This is a genomic window from Photobacterium frigidiphilum (assembly GCF_003025615.1).
Classification (GTDB): Bacteria; Pseudomonadota; Gammaproteobacteria; order Enterobacterales; family Vibrionaceae; genus Photobacterium; species Photobacterium frigidiphilum.
This window is the reverse complement of sequence record NZ_PYMJ01000029.1, coordinates 30,442-45,773: the sequence shown is the minus strand read 5'-3', so window position 1 is coordinate 45,773 and position 15,332 is coordinate 30,442. Positions and strand designations below refer to the sequence as shown.

Annotated in this window: 16 protein-coding genes; 10 read left to right on the top strand and 6 right to left on the bottom strand. The window is 44.3% G+C overall.

The annotated features are described in order from the left end of the window. Positions 1–26 precede the first annotated feature (26 nt). The 5 genes from C9J12_RS22100 to fis all read left to right on the top strand — a co-directional run bounded on the left by C9J12_RS22100 (position 27) and on the right by fis (position 4,270). Positions 27–308: a YhdT family protein gene (locus C9J12_RS22100; RefSeq protein WP_011219935.1), complete on the top strand. Its 282-nt coding sequence runs from the start codon at positions 27–29 to the stop codon at positions 306–308. Continuing rightward, a complete protein-coding gene (gene panF / locus C9J12_RS22095) occupies positions 301–1,755 on the top strand; it encodes a sodium/pantothenate symporter (RefSeq protein ID WP_107244671.1) in 1,455 nt (484 codons plus the stop codon). The genes C9J12_RS22100 and panF overlap by 8 nt, the downstream gene beginning before the upstream one ends. A gap of 172 nt (positions 1,756–1,927) precedes the next feature. Then, positions 1,928–2,812, top strand: coding sequence for a 50S ribosomal protein L11 methyltransferase (prmA, locus tag C9J12_RS22090; protein WP_107244670.1), 885 nt, complete (start codon positions 1,928–1,930; stop codon positions 2,810–2,812). A gap of 172 nt (positions 2,813–2,984) precedes the next feature. After that, entirely contained in the window at positions 2,985–3,950 is a 966-nt protein-coding gene (dusB, locus tag C9J12_RS22085) for a tRNA dihydrouridine synthase DusB (RefSeq protein WP_107244669.1), read from the top strand. Between the two features lie 23 nt (positions 3,951–3,973). After that, complete coding sequence (fis, locus tag C9J12_RS22080) at positions 3,974–4,270, top strand: DNA-binding transcriptional regulator Fis (RefSeq protein ID WP_005372656.1); 297 nt, start codon at positions 3,974–3,976, stop codon at positions 4,268–4,270. Positions 4,271–4,339: 69 nt separating this feature from the next. Here the strand turns inward: fis and C9J12_RS30795 are convergent, their stop codons facing one another. After that, positions 4,340–4,510 (bottom strand): hypothetical protein, encoded by a 171-nt coding sequence (locus C9J12_RS30795; RefSeq protein WP_170111846.1) that lies wholly within the window; start codon positions 4,508–4,510, stop codon positions 4,340–4,342. A gap of 73 nt (positions 4,511–4,583) precedes the next feature. Continuing rightward, a complete protein-coding gene (locus C9J12_RS22070; protein ID WP_107244667.1) occupies positions 4,584–5,387 on the bottom strand; it encodes an AraC family transcriptional regulator in 804 nt (267 codons plus the stop codon). A gap of 154 nt (positions 5,388–5,541) precedes the next feature. Between C9J12_RS22070 and C9J12_RS22065 the strand changes: the two genes are divergently transcribed. Then, entirely contained in the window at positions 5,542–6,504 is a 963-nt protein-coding gene (locus C9J12_RS22065; protein ID WP_107244695.1) for a DMT family transporter, read from the top strand. A gap of 116 nt (positions 6,505–6,620) precedes the next feature. Here C9J12_RS22065 and C9J12_RS22060 read toward each other — a convergent pair whose 3' ends face one another. Both C9J12_RS22060 and malX read right to left on the bottom strand, forming a co-directional pair. Continuing rightward, a complete protein-coding gene (locus tag C9J12_RS22060) occupies positions 6,621–7,793 on the bottom strand; it encodes a MalY/PatB family protein (protein WP_107244666.1) in 1,173 nt (390 codons plus the stop codon). Positions 7,794–7,858: 65 nt separating this feature from the next. Further along, complete coding sequence (malX, locus tag C9J12_RS22055) at positions 7,859–9,430, bottom strand: maltose/glucose-specific PTS transporter subunit IIBC (RefSeq protein ID WP_107244665.1); 1,572 nt, start codon at positions 9,428–9,430, stop codon at positions 7,859–7,861. Between the two features lie 305 nt (positions 9,431–9,735). Here malX and malI point away from each other — a divergent pair, with 305 nt between their 5' ends. Then, positions 9,736–10,758: a Mal regulon transcriptional regulator MalI gene (malI, locus tag C9J12_RS22050; protein ID WP_107244664.1), complete on the top strand. Its 1,023-nt coding sequence runs from the start codon at positions 9,736–9,738 to the stop codon at positions 10,756–10,758. Positions 10,759–10,883: 125 nt separating this feature from the next. Here malI and ppnP read toward each other — a convergent pair whose 3' ends face one another. Further along, the gene (gene ppnP / locus C9J12_RS22045; RefSeq protein WP_107244663.1) at positions 10,884–11,165 is read right to left on the bottom strand and encodes a pyrimidine/purine nucleoside phosphorylase; all 282 of its coding nucleotides are present in this window, start codon (positions 11,163–11,165) and stop codon (positions 10,884–10,886) included. Positions 11,166–11,337: 172 nt separating this feature from the next. On the opposite strand from ppnP, the gene C9J12_RS22040 reads away from it, so the two are divergent. Then, positions 11,338–11,544: a hypothetical protein gene (locus C9J12_RS22040; RefSeq protein WP_107244662.1), complete on the top strand. Its 207-nt coding sequence runs from the start codon at positions 11,338–11,340 to the stop codon at positions 11,542–11,544. A 34-nt stretch (positions 11,545–11,578) separates the two neighbouring features. Here the strand turns inward: C9J12_RS22040 and zntR are convergent, their stop codons facing one another. Then, a complete protein-coding gene (gene zntR, locus C9J12_RS22035) occupies positions 11,579–12,004 on the bottom strand; it encodes a Zn(2+)-responsive transcriptional regulator (RefSeq protein WP_107244661.1) in 426 nt (141 codons plus the stop codon). A 234-nt stretch (positions 12,005–12,238) separates the two neighbouring features. On the opposite strand from zntR, the gene purH reads away from it, so the two are divergent. Further along, positions 12,239–13,831: a bifunctional phosphoribosylaminoimidazolecarboxamide formyltransferase/IMP cyclohydrolase gene (purH, locus tag C9J12_RS22030; RefSeq protein ID WP_107244660.1), complete on the top strand. Its 1,593-nt coding sequence runs from the start codon at positions 12,239–12,241 to the stop codon at positions 13,829–13,831. A 122-nt stretch (positions 13,832–13,953) separates the two neighbouring features. Beyond that, complete coding sequence (purD, locus tag C9J12_RS22025) at positions 13,954–15,243, top strand: phosphoribosylamine--glycine ligase (protein WP_107244659.1); 1,290 nt, start codon at positions 13,954–13,956, stop codon at positions 15,241–15,243. Positions 15,244–15,332 lie beyond the last annotated feature (89 nt).

The window sequence follows — 15,332 nt, the reverse complement described above, 5'->3', positions numbered from 1 at the left end:
GCCAACACTATTGGAGACAACAGTGCATGAAAACACTCTCTGCGCGTTATCGTCAGGCTCATAAAGAAGCTAAATGGGCGGTAGGCTTAGCGATTGCCTATTTCATCTGGTGGTATATTTCGGCCTATGCTTTCTCATCGACAGAGATTACAACAACTCTGCCAGAGCTCTATTGGGGCTTTCCGCTGTGGTTTTTACTCGCCTGTATTATTGGCCCCATTCTCTTCACGGTACTGTGCGGCTTAATGGTCAAGTTCATCTACCAAGATATGTCTCTCGAAATTGAAAAGGACAGTGATCATGAATAGCCAAATACTCATTCCTTTAGCGATCTATTTGCTCGCTGTGTTTGCCTTGGCATTTTTCAGTCAACGTAAAAGTACCTCATCTAAAGGCTTCTTAAACGAATACCTGCTTGGCAATCGCAGCATGGGTGGCTTTGTATTAGCCATGACATTAGCAGCAACCTATTCCAGTGCCAGCTCGTTTATTGGCGGGCCAGGCGCCGCATATAAAATGGGACTCGGTTGGGTATTACTTGCCATGATCCAGCTTCCTGCTGCGTGGTTAACGCTGGGAGTACTTGGGAAAAAATTCGCCATTGAAGCCCGGCGACATAATGCCTTAACCCTTAATGATATTTTATATGCGCGCTATAAAAATAAAGCCGTCGTCATCTTCGCTTCTTTAGCGTTATTGCTCGCTTTCTTTGGCACCATGGTGGTGCAATTTGTAGGTGGTGCACGCTTATTACAAACGGTCACCGGATTACCCTATTCACAAGGGTTAATGATCTTTGCTGTGACTGTTGGCTTGTATACGACCATTGGCGGATTTCGTGCCGTTGCAATGACCGATACGTTGCAAGGGGTTATGATGATTATTGGCACCATTGCCCTGCTAGCAGGAGTGGTGCATGTCGGTGGCGGTGTCGGTGAACTGATAACGGAATTACATCACATTGACCCATCATTGATTACCCCCTTTGGTCCTGATAATTTTCTAAGCCAGCCTTTTATGTTGAGCTTCTGGATTCTAGTCTGCTTTGGGGTGATAGGCCTTCCTCACGCAGCTGTACGCTGTATGGCATATAAAGACAGCCGTTCATTGCATAGAGGAATGGTGATAAGCACTGCAATGGTGGCTTTCCTCATGTTAGGCATGCATTTATCCGGCGCATTAGGTCGTGCTATCGTGCCCGACATTGCCAGCCCAGATCAGATCATGCCCACCTTGATGATGACCGTTTTGTCCCCTTGGGTTGCAGGTATTTTCTTGGCGGGCCCTATGGCGGCTATTATGTCGAGCATTGACTCACAACTGATCCAAGCCTCGGCTACCTTACTGAAAGATTTGTACCTCAATTACATCAACCCCAAAGCCGCTGAAGGACCTAACGCCAACAAGCACCTTTCTAAGCTATCGTTGTGGGTAACCGGAATTTTTTCTATTTTGGTCTTTATTGCCGCAACTAACCCGCCCGACATGATCATCTGGTTAAATCTATTAGCCTTTGGGGGCATGCAAGCGGTGTTCTTATGGCCACTCGTGCTCGGGTTATACTGGGAAAAGGCATCGGCGACAGGGGCGTTAGCGTCAATGATATCCGGTCTAGCGTGTTATATTAGCCTATCGGTTATTAAGCCTGACTTAGGCGGGTTACATGCCATCGTGCCGACATTGGGCATTGGGCTGATTGCTTTTGTGCTTGGCAGCCTTACCAAACCGGCGATGGTAACCGCACCGCAACATTGATTCAGGTAAGTCTCTGCAATACATCTTAAAGATGGCGCCAACGGTGCTATCTTTTTTTATATCAATAAAAACGGCTGATGTGATTACGTACTATAGGTGTGGATTGCTGAAATTTCATGCTAGAATCTCGCCCTTATGTTCAAACCGTAGCCAAATAATAAGCGAATTAACCATGCCTTGGATTCAAATCAAACTAAACGCAAATGCTGAAAATGCTGAAGCGATTGGCGATATGTTAATGGAAGAAACGGGGGCTTTATCTGCCACTTTCCTTGACGCACAAGACACACCAGTATTCGAACCAATGCCAGGTGAAACTCGCCTGTGGGGTGATACTGATGTTATTGGTTTATATGATGCTGAAGCCGACATGGATTTCGTGCTGAACATGCTAAAGAACAGCCCTCTAATTGCTGACGATTTTGCTTACAAAGTTGAGCAATTAGAAGATAAAGATTGGGAACGTGAGTGGATGGTTAATTTCCACCCAATGCGTTTTGGTCGTCGTTTATGGATCTGCCCAAGCTGGCGTGAAGCACCAGAACCAAATGCTGTTAATGTACTACTTGACCCAGGTCTAGCATTCGGTACAGGTACTCACCCAACAACGTCGTTATGTTTAGAGTGGCTTGACGGTCAAGATTTAGTTGGAAAAACCATTATCGACTTCGGTTGTGGCTCTGGCATTCTAGCCATTGCAGCACTTAAGCTTGGTGCAGAGAAAGTGATTGGTATCGATATCGATCCACAAGCAATCCAAGCATCACGCGATAACGCAGAACGTAACGGTGTTTCTGATAAATTAGAGCTTTTCCTACCTAAAGATCAGCCTACCGACGTACAAGCAGACGTGGTTGTTGCAAACATTCTTGCGGGTCCATTACGTGAACTTTCACCAGTAATAAAAAGCCTTGTGAAGTCGGGCGGCAAGCTAGCAATTTCTGGTGTATTAGAAATTCAAGCTGAAGACGTCTCCACATATTACAGCGACGAATTGGCATTAGACCCAGTTGTTGCACGTGATGAATGGTGCCGAATTTCAGGTTGTAAGGCGTAATTTTCGCCATTAGTCATTTTAATTTACCTTTTTTATTGTGCGAAAAACATACAATCGATTGAAAAACATACGTTTTTGTTAAACAAAAACTAAATGCTCAATTATTGGTCTTTTCAGAAAGGGAAAAAATGCGTAAAATGCGCGCCCTTACTGGCACAGTCAGGTACAGACATTGCAAATCGGTCCATATCAACTAAACAACCAGCTGATAGTCGCGCCAATGGCGGGTGTGACCGATCGGCCATTTCGTGAACTATGCCTTCGCTACGGCGCGGGAATGGCTGTTAGCGAGATGATGTCGTCGAATCCAGATCTATGGAAAACGGCTAAATCGCAGAACCGAATGGTTCATGAAGGTGAATCGGGGATTCGCTCGGTTCAAATTGCAGGAGCAGATCCAAAGCTGATGGCTGAAGCTGCACAATTTAGTGTTGAGAACGGTGCGCAAATCATCGATATCAACATGGGTTGTCCAGCGAAAAAGGTTAACAAACGCTTGGCTGGTTCTGCATTACTGCAACACCCTGCGCTAATCGAAGAGATTCTTCGTAGCGTTGTGGGTGCAGTCGATGTACCTGTTACGCTAAAAACGCGTACGGGTTGGGATTTAGACAACCGTAACTGTGTCGACATTGCTAAAATCGCGGAACAATGTGGCATTCAAGCTTTAGCGCTTCATGGGCGAACGAAGTCTTGCATGTACAAAGGTGAAGCGGAATATGACTACATCAGAGCAGCTAAACAAGCGGTATCCATTCCGGTAATTGCTAACGGTGATATCGATTCACCGGAAAAGGCTCGCTTTGTACTCGATTATACGGGTGCAGATGCTTTGATGATTGGCCGTCCTGCACAAGGGCGACCGTGGATTTTTAGAGAAATCCAGCATTACTTAACAACCGGCGAATACCTGCCTGCCCCATCTATGGATGAGGTAAGTGGAATTATGTTGGGACATGTTCAAGAACTTCATCGTTTCTACGGTGAATATTTAGGGTTGCGCATTGCACGTAAACACGTGTCTTGGTACTTAAAAGAACATGCACCAGCTGGTAATTTCCGTCGGTCCTTCAACGCACTCGAGAATGCTCAAGAGCAAATCGATGCGCTGCAAGGCTACTTCGAAAACGTTGCATAAATACTAGAAGAGCTTACAGAATTATGTTCGAACAAAATCTGACTTCCGAAGCGTTAACAGTAACAACTGTAACGTCACAAGACCAAATCACACAGAAGCCACTACGTGACTCTGTTAAAGCGTCGCTAAAAAACTATCTTGCTCAGTTAAATGGTCAGGAAGTCGACGATCTGTACGAGCTAGTGCTTGCAGAGGTTGAGCAACCGCTATTAGATACAATCATGCAGTACACACGTGGTAACCAAACACGTGCAGCAACTATGATGGGTATCAACCGCGGTACACTTCGTAAGAAGCTTAAGAAATACGGCATGAACTAAACCGAAAGGTTTGGGAAAGCATTATTGAGGCTTGCACTTTTGGGTGTGAGCCTTTTTTTTGTCACATTTTTATTTCTCTCTTTCTTTCATCGCCCTTTTTAACAGTAACTGCTGAGCGGCATATTTTTCATTTTTACTTATACCGTTCGTTACCAAGGCTTTTAGTTGCCCATCAGATAACCGCTCTAGCGCTTGTTCATCCACACTGCCTTGCAACTCCGCCGTACAACTCTTTTGCATCCATTGCTTCAAGTGATCTTTTATATTTATTCGTATCAAGTTTCCTAACAATCGAGGCCTTTTCATCATCGATTTACCTTTCGTCTTGCTGGGTTAATGTCAGTAGCTTCGAGCGGTAAACTTCTGGTGTCATACCGGTTTGACGACGAAACATTTTTATAAATGAAGAGGCTTGGCTATAACCAAGGCTAAAAGCGACATCATTAATCGAATACTGCAATTTCAATAAATGCAGAGCATGAACCACCTTTAAGCGCTGTCGCCATTCATTAAAGCTCATCTTCAATTCACACTGAAAACGACGGGTTAATGTACGCTCGGTGGAATACACCTGTTTGGCCCATTCCCCCAACGAGCGAGTATCAGCAGGATCGGCCTCCAGAGACACCAGAATGGGATGCAACAAGGTATCTGATGTAGTAGGTAGAAAGTTATCCATACGCTTAGCAGAGGCTAGGCGTGCAATCAGAACATCAGTCAGGCATTGATCTTGATAGTTATCAACTGCCGCCACTTCTCGATGAACCAAATCATCAATGATTGCCTGCACTAAAGGGGATAATGCAATCATGCAGGCTTGCTGAGGCAACTGAGCCACAAGGTGCTGATTAATGTTAATCGCACAATATTCGATGTCTTTACGGTTATAAGCTCGGTGAACCACATTAGCAGGTGTCCAAATGGCATACCCAGCAGGCGACACCATTTTTTGTCCTTCAACTTCCATCTCTAATACACCATGCTTAATAAGGTGCACCTGCCCCCAGCGGTGATGATGAGGTAAGGTTTCTGTGCCTGCGGCGATATGGAAATAATGAATAAAAACATCAGTGGGCAATTGCTCAACTAATTGGGGCATAAATTGTCGTTGTTCCATCGTTCCACCTTGCTCACATGTACGTTGTCTGACACGGTCAATTGACTGTCTGGTTTGGCATATCAGGTTCTCTCCCGCCATGTAACACTCTCATTAGGTAAAACGTTTTACCTAATAATTTGTAATCCCCCTACATCAATGAGAGAAAATGACTATGACTAAGCATCACTCAGGGAGTCGATACGCTAACTATCCGTTTATCGGGTTTTTATTCCCCATTTTGGCAGTTGCTATTTGGGCGACCAATGCCGTGGTTAGTAAAATGGCAACAGCCACGATTGAGCCTGGGGCTATTGCATTTTATCGCTGGTTTTTCGCTTTGCTGTTGCTCACACCCTTCTGTCTTACAACCGTTTATCGACAACGCCTGCAAATAAAAGCGCACCTAACAAAACTAACTGTGTTGGCATCGCTCGGCATGGTATTAAATCAAAGCTTGGCGTATTACGCGGCTTACACCACCAGCGCCACAAACATTGCAATTTTTCTCTCGCTAATGCCCTTATTTGGTCTGTTTCTCGCCGTGCCCCTGTTAGGCACTAAATTGCGAATCCACACCTTAATTGGAGCGTTAATCTCATTCATTGGTTTGATATACATGCTGAGCGAAGGCAACCTGAACCAATTACTGACGCAAGGGTTAAAGCAAGGCGACATGCTTATGTTTGTTTCCAGCCTCTCTTATGCTTTGTATTCCGTATTACTGAATCGCTGGAAGCTACCATTAACACCTTGGTGCGCAGTGTATTGCCAAGTATTTCTGGGTGCCTTGCTACAACTGCCTTTATTGCTGAGTAGCGAGACAACAGCCATTTCGCTTAGCGCCTTACCTATGGTCGCATTTGCCGCCTTTGCTGCCTCAATTATTGCGCCATGGTGCTGGCTAAAAGGGGTAACTCAAATTGGCGCTGCACGCTCAACCTTGTTCATGAATTTAGTACCGTTATTTACCGCCAGTATTAGTATTGTGATGCTGGGTGTTCATCCTAGTCAGTACCATCTAATTGGAGGGGGCATGGTATTGGTTGGGCTCACTCTAGCTCAAATGAAGCGAGTACCAGCTGGAATGCTCGAGATTAACTCTCCAATAAAACCTCAATCACCCAGTTTGAAGTAACGCCTTAAACCATAAAGAACACCAGATTTAGCGTAGCAACTCTCAGCTACGCTAAATCTACCGTATAAAAAGTCGGTAAGTATTTACTAACACCCAACTATTTATAATTAAAAACATTACTGACGAGTCGTCTGCAATGCGGTAATCAGTGCTGCTACACCTGTTACCACTTTACTGCGGGGACAACCCACATTTAATCTGATGTACCCTTTGCCTGCAGAGCCATACGTATCACCTCGCATAATGGCCACTTTATGATCATTAATTAAAGTGCGCTGCAATTCATCCATATCAATATTCAGTGAATTCAAGTCAATCCACGCTAAGTAAGTACCGTCAGGAACTTGATAATTAATGGTTGGGAATTCCAAATTAAGCCGCTCGGCAACATACTCTAAATTCGCATGTAAATAGCCTTTCAATGCATCCAGCCATTCATCACCATATTGATACGCCGCGATATGTCCAATAACGCCCAAAATAGAAGGGGAAGATAACCCGTGCGCTGCCTTTAATTGCAATAAAAAAGCTTCACGTGTTGCCTTATCAGGCATAAATGCATATGAACCAGTCAACGCGGGAATATTGAAGGATTTAGATCCAGATGTAACCAATGCCCAATCATTATTCACCGCAACCTCAGACCAAGGAGTATACGAGGAGTAAGCGACATCCATATGAATATCATCAGAAATCACTTTGACGTTATGGCGCTGACAAACTTCTGCCATACGTATCAGCTCTGCTTTGGTCCATACCCGCCCAGTGGGATTTTGCGGGCTGCACAATAATAAAATCTTGCAATGAGGCAACGCCGCCTGTGCTTCAAATTGTGGCCAGTCAATTTGATAGCCCTCAGCTGTTTTTAATAATGGGCTTTCCAACAATTGACGTTGGTTCGCATTCAGCATATTGCCAAAGGCGTCATAAGCAGGAGTGTGTACTAACACACCGTCGCCTTGCTCAGACCAAATCTGCACCAATTGAGAAATAATGTAGATCACCGAGGGTCCGTAAACCACCGATTCGACAGGCAGGTGCACATTAAAACGTTTCTCAAACCACCCTGTTATCGCCAGCTTAAAATCATCATGATTCCAGCGGCTATACCCTAAAACGCCATGTTCAAGACGTTGCTGTAATGCTTGCTGAATACATGGCGCAGTTTCAAAATCCATATCAGAAATAGTAAACGGCAATAAATCAGCTTGGCCAAACCGATCTTCTACATAATCCCACTGCGTACAATACGTACCATAGCGATTCACCGTGGTAGAAAAATCAAACATAACAAACCTCAAATTCGGAAAAGAAAAACGGGGAGCTAAGCTCCCCGTAATATAAGTAGGTGGGTTTATGCTGGCATTAAGCTTTGCATTTCATTTTTAACCATATGAACTTGCGGTCCAATCACCACTTGTAGATTATGTTCATCTAACTTCACGACCCCTAGCGCACCATTAGCTTTCAGTACAGCATCGTTAACTAAAGACATATCTTTTACCGACATACGCAGACGAGTAATACAGTTATCTAACGCTAGAATATTATCTGCACCACCCAGTGCTGCTAAAATAATATCGCCTTTGTAACCCAAGTTTTTATCGCCTGTTACAGCTGCTGCCAACTCGTCTTGCACTTCAACTTCACGACCCGGTGTTTTAAGGTTAAAGCGCGTGATTGCGAAGCGGAAAATACTGTAGTACATCGCGAACCAAATTGCCGCGACAACCGGTACCACATACCACTTCGTCGCTGTACCTTGCAGTACACCAAAGATTAAGAAGTCGATAATATTGCCATCGGTATTACCAATCGTGACATCTAGCAGCCCCATAACCATGAAACCGAAACCCGTTAAGATGGCATGAATGAAGTACAGTACAGGCGCAACAAATAGGAACAAGAATTCAAGCGGCTCAGTAATACCACCAACCCAACACGCCACTACACCCGATAGCAACAATGCTTTTACCTTGCTGCGGTTTTCAGGGCGTGCACAGTGATACATTGCAAGTGCTGCGCCCGGTAAGCCACCTAAGAATGTTGGCATTTTACCTTGCGACAAGAACGCTGTTGCCGTAGGAGAGAAACCATCGGTGGTTGAACAAGATAACTCAGAGTAGAAAATATTTAGAGCGCCGCTAACGGTCTCACCACACACATCCATCGTACCGCCCGCTTCAGTGAAGCGAACCAATGCCACTAAAATATGGTGTAAACCAACAGGCAATAATAGACGTTCACCCGTACCAAATAAGAACGGACCAAAAGGACCTGCATGAGAAATAGCCGTGCCAACACCATTAATACCAGCAGCAAAATAAGGCCAAACAAGAGGAACAGCTAAACCGACAACGCCTAAAACAAGAGTAGTAATAATAGGAACAAAACGGGCGCCACCAAAAAATGCTAATGCATCAGGCATCTTATAGGTATAAAAACGTATATGCAGTTTGGCAACAATAATACCGACAATCACCGCACCTAGAATACCAGTATCAATTGAATCAACACCAATAATCGACTTCACACCATATGCAGCTTCCTGTTCAGGGTTACCCAATACATTCGCCACCGTCAGGTAGAAATTAATCGATAAATTTAACGCGGCATAACCGACAAAACCGGAAAATGCAGCAACACCTTTTTCTTCACGTGCCAAACCTAATGGAATTGCAACGGCAAACATCACAGGCAAATAAATGAAGGCAACTAAGCCAATTTTTGTCATCCACATGAAGATAAGCTGGAGCACCATATTATCCAGCAACGGCATACTTTCTTTTACTGCGCTGCTAGACAATGAACTGCCTACACCCAACAAGATACCGGAGAACGCAAGCAATGCGACTGGCAACATGAAGGTTTTACCGAGACTTTGGAAAAATTCCCATAGTGTCGTTTTTTTGGAAATCTGAGACATGATTGGCTACCTCTAACCTTTTATTATCGTTGTAGGTATAATGTGATAAAACGTTTTATCAAAATATTTAAAAAAAACGCCAACATAGATTAATAAGTCATCTTTGCCAGCGCTTTACTCATTCACTAAAATAATGATAAAACGTTTTACCAACTATTTTTGATACTTTGATCACGTAAATACCGCGACGTAAAACACATTATGTAAACTGTGATCCTGATAAGGTTATGGTTAAATAGATATAACGTTTTACTTCGTTATAATGCACCCTAAGGCGTGCTAATAAATTCCATAAGTTGTTGTTAATGAGCCCTCGAAAAATAAAAATCACTGATGTTGCAGAATACGCGGGGGTCTCGGTATCTACCGTGTCACTGGTATTAGGTCATAAAGGAAGGATATCTGAATCCACCATCAAAAAGGTCAATAAGGCCATTGATGAGCTTGGCTATGTGAGAAATAAGGCGGCGGCTAACCTACGATCAAACCAATCGAATTTGATCGGCTTGATCCTGCGTGACATTACGGATCCTTTTTATACCGAAATTACGGCAGGGATCAGCGAAGAGCTAGAAAAACACGGCTATATGCTATTTTTAGCCCAGTGTGGCGACTCACCAGATAAACTTTTGAAATGTGTTCAATCAATGGTGCAACAAAGCGTCGCAGGCATTGTATTCAGCCCGGTAAGGGGCTCTACACAACCGATTATTGACATGGCAGAGACCCACGAGGTACCGATAGTGTGTGTGGCTCGTGCATCAGTCGAGTTTGATATTGATTACATAGGCCCTGATAATAGCCACGCCTCTAAAATGGCAACCCAGTATCTTATTGAACAGGGACATCGCCATATTGCCTATGTGGGTGGAAGCAGCGATTCATTAACGCGTGCAGAACGCATTGGTGGCTATTGTACAACCTTGATGCAATTCGGCTTGCCCTTCAAAAATGATTGGGTGCTAGAATGTGGCAATTCACAAAAAGAAGCCGCTGAAGCTGTGCAGCACCTATTGAACCACCAGCCAAAAATTACCGCCATTTTATGCCACCGCCCAGCGACAGCATTGGGTGCTATTTACGGTGTGCGCCGCGCGAATCGTAGTGTTGGTAAGGATAATTACATTGGTCAGCAAGTGGCATTAATCGGTTTTGATGATGTACCCGAAGCAGAGCTTACTCAGCCATCGTTAACCTTTGTTACCTCACCCGCTAAAGAAATCGGCCAGCAAGCAGGTTTGCGTTTACTAGAAAGAATGAAGAAAAATACAGGCTCAGCACAAAGGATTATACTTTCTCCGACGTTATTGAAGCGTGATTCCGCCTAAAATCAGATATATAACATTAACTTATAACCATTTACCTTTTAATGGCTATAAAAAAAGCTTCGTAGAGACGAAGCTTTTTATGATGCGATACCAAGCATTATACTTAGTCGATATAGCACCAGAAATTAAAGATAGTCACACAGATATGCCGTCGATGACGTGATTTTCACCTCGAATGACGAATCGCCAGGCACTTCAAAATCATCCCCGGCATTGAATGTTTCCCATTCTACATGGCCAGGTCGCTTCACATCCATCGAGCCTTTAACCACAGTCATTCGCTCGGGTGCAGCAGTACCAAACGTATATTCCCCAGCAGCCATAACACCAACACTCACTCGATCGCCTTGAGCTTCAAAACCGATTGATTTCACTTGGCCTTCAAAATATTCATTAACATTCAACATGATATTCCCTATCATTTATTTTTATTGACTAACTTTGAAGCTATCACAGTTTATACACCCAAGCTATCCCCTATGGAAAAGTAAGATCACGTTAATCATTAAATTTTTAGTGAAATGTTCGTCGTATTAAAATATCTTATTTAACTCATCTCACGAACCAAAAAGAGGCGATATGAAAAAGCAACTTTTGTGTATCACATTAAGCAGCGTACTTTTAATAGGATGCTCAGCTCAAGAGAAGAAAGGGATTAAAGATGGCTTCACCGAAATCGGCCATACCACCCGCGATGTCACCCGTGCAACCGGCCACTTTTTCCGTGATACCACCAAAGATGTCATTGGCAATGCCAAAGAAGCGACATCTTCCGAGGAAGAATAATAGAAAAAGCCGCGCTTTGTACTCGATAATGTCTTTACTCTAATGTAGAGCAACAGTCTCGCTCATCAAGCGCCTCAAGGATAGAGCAATGGCTGGCATCATCGTCAGCATGACCACAACAGGCATCATTGAGTTTCTTCAATGCGACTCGAATTCGCGTTAATTCTGCGATTTTCATATCAACTTCATCCAACTTCGTTTGAGTGATGGCTTTTACCTCTGCGCAGCTATGCTGGCTGGCTTCTAGTCGAATACCCAATAACTCTCGAATTTCATCTAGGCTCAATCCAATTGCTTTCGCTCTAATAATAAAATTTATGCGCGACAAGTTTTCTTCACTATATAAGCGATAACCGCTATTGCTACGCCCTGCGGGCTTCATTAAGCCATTTTTTTCATAAAACCGCAGTGTATCGTTACTTACCCCGCATAATTTTGCGAGCTGCCCAATCAAATACATATATCAACTCCGCTATGCTTCTGTAATTTTGCAAGGTTAAAGAGAGTAAACAGCCAAGAGCAAACGTTTGCGTCACTCCGAAATTAATGTAAAATACGCACAACAGATGCTTCTACAGCTCAATGAAAGCTTGGCTTTTTCAATTTTAGCCGAGGATATTTCCCAAGACTACCGACATCGTGCAGTTGTTTTGGGAAATATCCTATTCACCGTGTATTTAGAGAGATGGTAGCAATGGAAAACGCTCGTCCTGTTCACCGTGCGCTTATTAGCGTGTCAGACAAAACTGGTATTGTTGAATTCGCTCAAGCACTTGCTAACCGCGGCGTAGAGATTCTTTCTACTGGCGGTACTGCTCGTCTACTTGCAGAAAAGAATATCAAAGTAACTGAAGTTTCTGAATATACTGGCTTCCCAGAAATGATGGATGGTCGTGTAAAAACACTGCATCCTAAAGTACACGGCGGTGTACTTGGTCGTCGTGGTCAAGATGATGCCATCATGGCTGAACATGGCATTGCACCAATCGATATGGTTGTTGTTAACCTATACCCATTTGCTGAAACAGTGGCGAAAGAAGGTTGTACACTGGCAGATGCCGTTGAGAACATCGATATCGGTGGTCCAACAATGGTGCGTTCAGCTGCGAAGAACCACAAAGACGTAACGATTATTGTGAATGCGCACGACTACGATCGCGTATTAACCGAAATGGCAACAAATGACGGTTCGCTGACTCACGCAACCCGTTTTGATCTTGCAATTACAGCCTTTGAACATACTGCCGCTTACGACGGTATGATTGCTAACTACTTCGGTACTATGGTGCCATCGTATGGTGATGCTCCTTCTCCTGAAAACAAGAGCAAATTCCCACGCACGTTCAACCAACAGTTCGAGAAGAAGCAAGACCTGCGCTATGGCGAAAACAGCCACCAAGCTGCTGCTTTCTATGTTGAAGCTAACCCTGAAGAAGCGTCAGTCTCTACTGCTCGTCAAATTCAAGGCAAAGCACTTTCTTACAACAACATCGCCGATACTGACGCTGCCCTTGAGTGTGTAAAAGAATTCGATGAGCCAGCATGTGTGATCGTTAAACACGCTAACCCTTGTGGTGTAGCACTTGGTAAAGACGTTCAAGAAGCGTACAACCGTGCTTATCAAACTGACCCAACATCAGCCTTTGGTGGCATCATTGCTTTTAACCGCGAACTCGATACGGTAACAGCAACGGCTATCACTGAACGTCAGTTCGTTGAAGTCATCATTGCGCCTTCAGTATCAGCAGAAGCGATTGAAATCATTGCTGCGAAGAAAAACCTTCGTCTACTTGAGTGCGGTGAATGGTCAACTAAAACCACAGGCTTTGACGTTAAGCGCGTTAATGGCGGTCTATTAGTTCAAGACCGTGACCAAGGCATGGTCTCAGCTGACGATCTTAAAGTAGTTTCTAAACGTCAACCAACCGCTGAAGAGTTAAAAGACGCATTGTTCTGCTGGAAAGTAGCAAAATACGTAAAATCTAATGCGATTGTTTACTCAAAAGGTGACATGACTGTTGGCGTTGGTGCTGGCCAAATGAGCCGTGTTTACTCTGCAAAAATTGCAGGTATTAAAGCTGCTGACGAAGGCCTTCAAGTTGAAGGTTGTGTAATGGCATCGGATGCATTTTTCCCATTCCGTGATGGCATAGACGCCGCTGCTGAAGCTGGTATTAAATGTGTTATCCAACCGGGTGGATCTATGCGTGATAATGAAGTTATCGCGGCAGCCGATGAACACGGTATGGCAATGCTATTTACTGGCATGCGTCACTTCCGCCACTAAGTTGCACATAGCAAAAAAGGCCAGTGCATTTCGCTGACCTGTTTAAACGAATACTATGCCTCTGATTGACATCAGGGGCTTCTCTATTTAGTAAGTACATTGAACATTAGGGAAGAATTACGATGAAAGTTCTTATTATTGGTAATGGTGGTCGTGAACATGCACTCGCGTGGAAAACGGCACAATCTGCAGACGTAAACACTATTTTCGTTGCTCCAGGTAATCCTGGTACTGCTCTTGAACCTAAAGTCGAAAATGTTGCTATTGGTGTTGAAGACATCGAGGCATTAGTCGCTTTTGCTAAAGAAAATACGATAGACCTAACCATTGTTGGTCCTGAAGCGCCACTCGTTATTGGTGTGGTTGATGCGTTCCGTGCGGCAGGTTTAGCTATTTTTGGTCCAACGCAAGCGGCTGCTCAGCTTGAAGGCTCAAAAGCATTTACTAAAGACTTTCTTGCTCGCCATGACATCCCTACCGCTGAATATCAGAACTTCACTGAAATTGAGCCCGCTTTAGCTTATCTACAAGAAAAAGGCGCCCCCATTGTTGTTAAAGCTGATGGCTTAGCAGCAGGTAAAGGCGTTATCGTTGCGATGACATTGCAAGAGGCAGAAAACGCAGTGCGCGACATGCTTGCAGGCAATGCATTTGGCGAGGCTGGTCACCGTGTGGTGATTGAAGAATTCCTCGACGGTGAAGAAGCAAGTTTCATCGTAATGGTCGATGGTAAAAATGTACTACCTATGGCCACCAGCCAAGATCACAAACGTGTCGGCAATGGCGATACTGGCCCTAACACTGGTGGCATGGGCGCATACTCTCCTGCACCTGTTGTTACCCAAGCGATTCATAATCGTGTCATGGAAGAGGTTATCTACCCAACCGTGCGCGGTATGGCAGCAGAAGGCACACCTTATACCGGCTTCTTATATGCAGGTTTGATGGTGATGGCCGATGGCACACCAAAAGTGATTGAGTACAACTGCCGTTTTGGTGATCCTGAAACACAACCAATCATGTTACGCCTACAGTCTGATCTTGTTGAATTATGCCTTGCAGCTATTGACCAGAAACTGGATACCGTTGAATCGAAGTGGGATCCACGTGCCGCTATGGGGATTGTTTTAGCCGCTGGTGGTTACCCTGCCGATTACGCAAAAGGCGCAATTATTTCAGGGCTTCCACAACAAGACGTTGCCGGTGAAAAAGTATTCCAAGCCGGTACAGCCAGTAACAATGGCGCTATCGTGACTAACGGTGGCCGTGTTTTATGTGCAACAGCAATGGGTGATAGCGTTTCTGACGCCCAGAAACGTGCCTACGCGCTTACTAAACAAATATCATGGGATGGCATGTTCCACCGTGATGACATTGGCTACCGTGCGATTGCACGCGAGCTAGAAGCATAGCTATATGCTCGGTACAGAATGAAACCTGAGTGATTTTCTGTAAACATCTTAGGTATTATTCACATCGTTGTATCAATAAAAACGCGCTG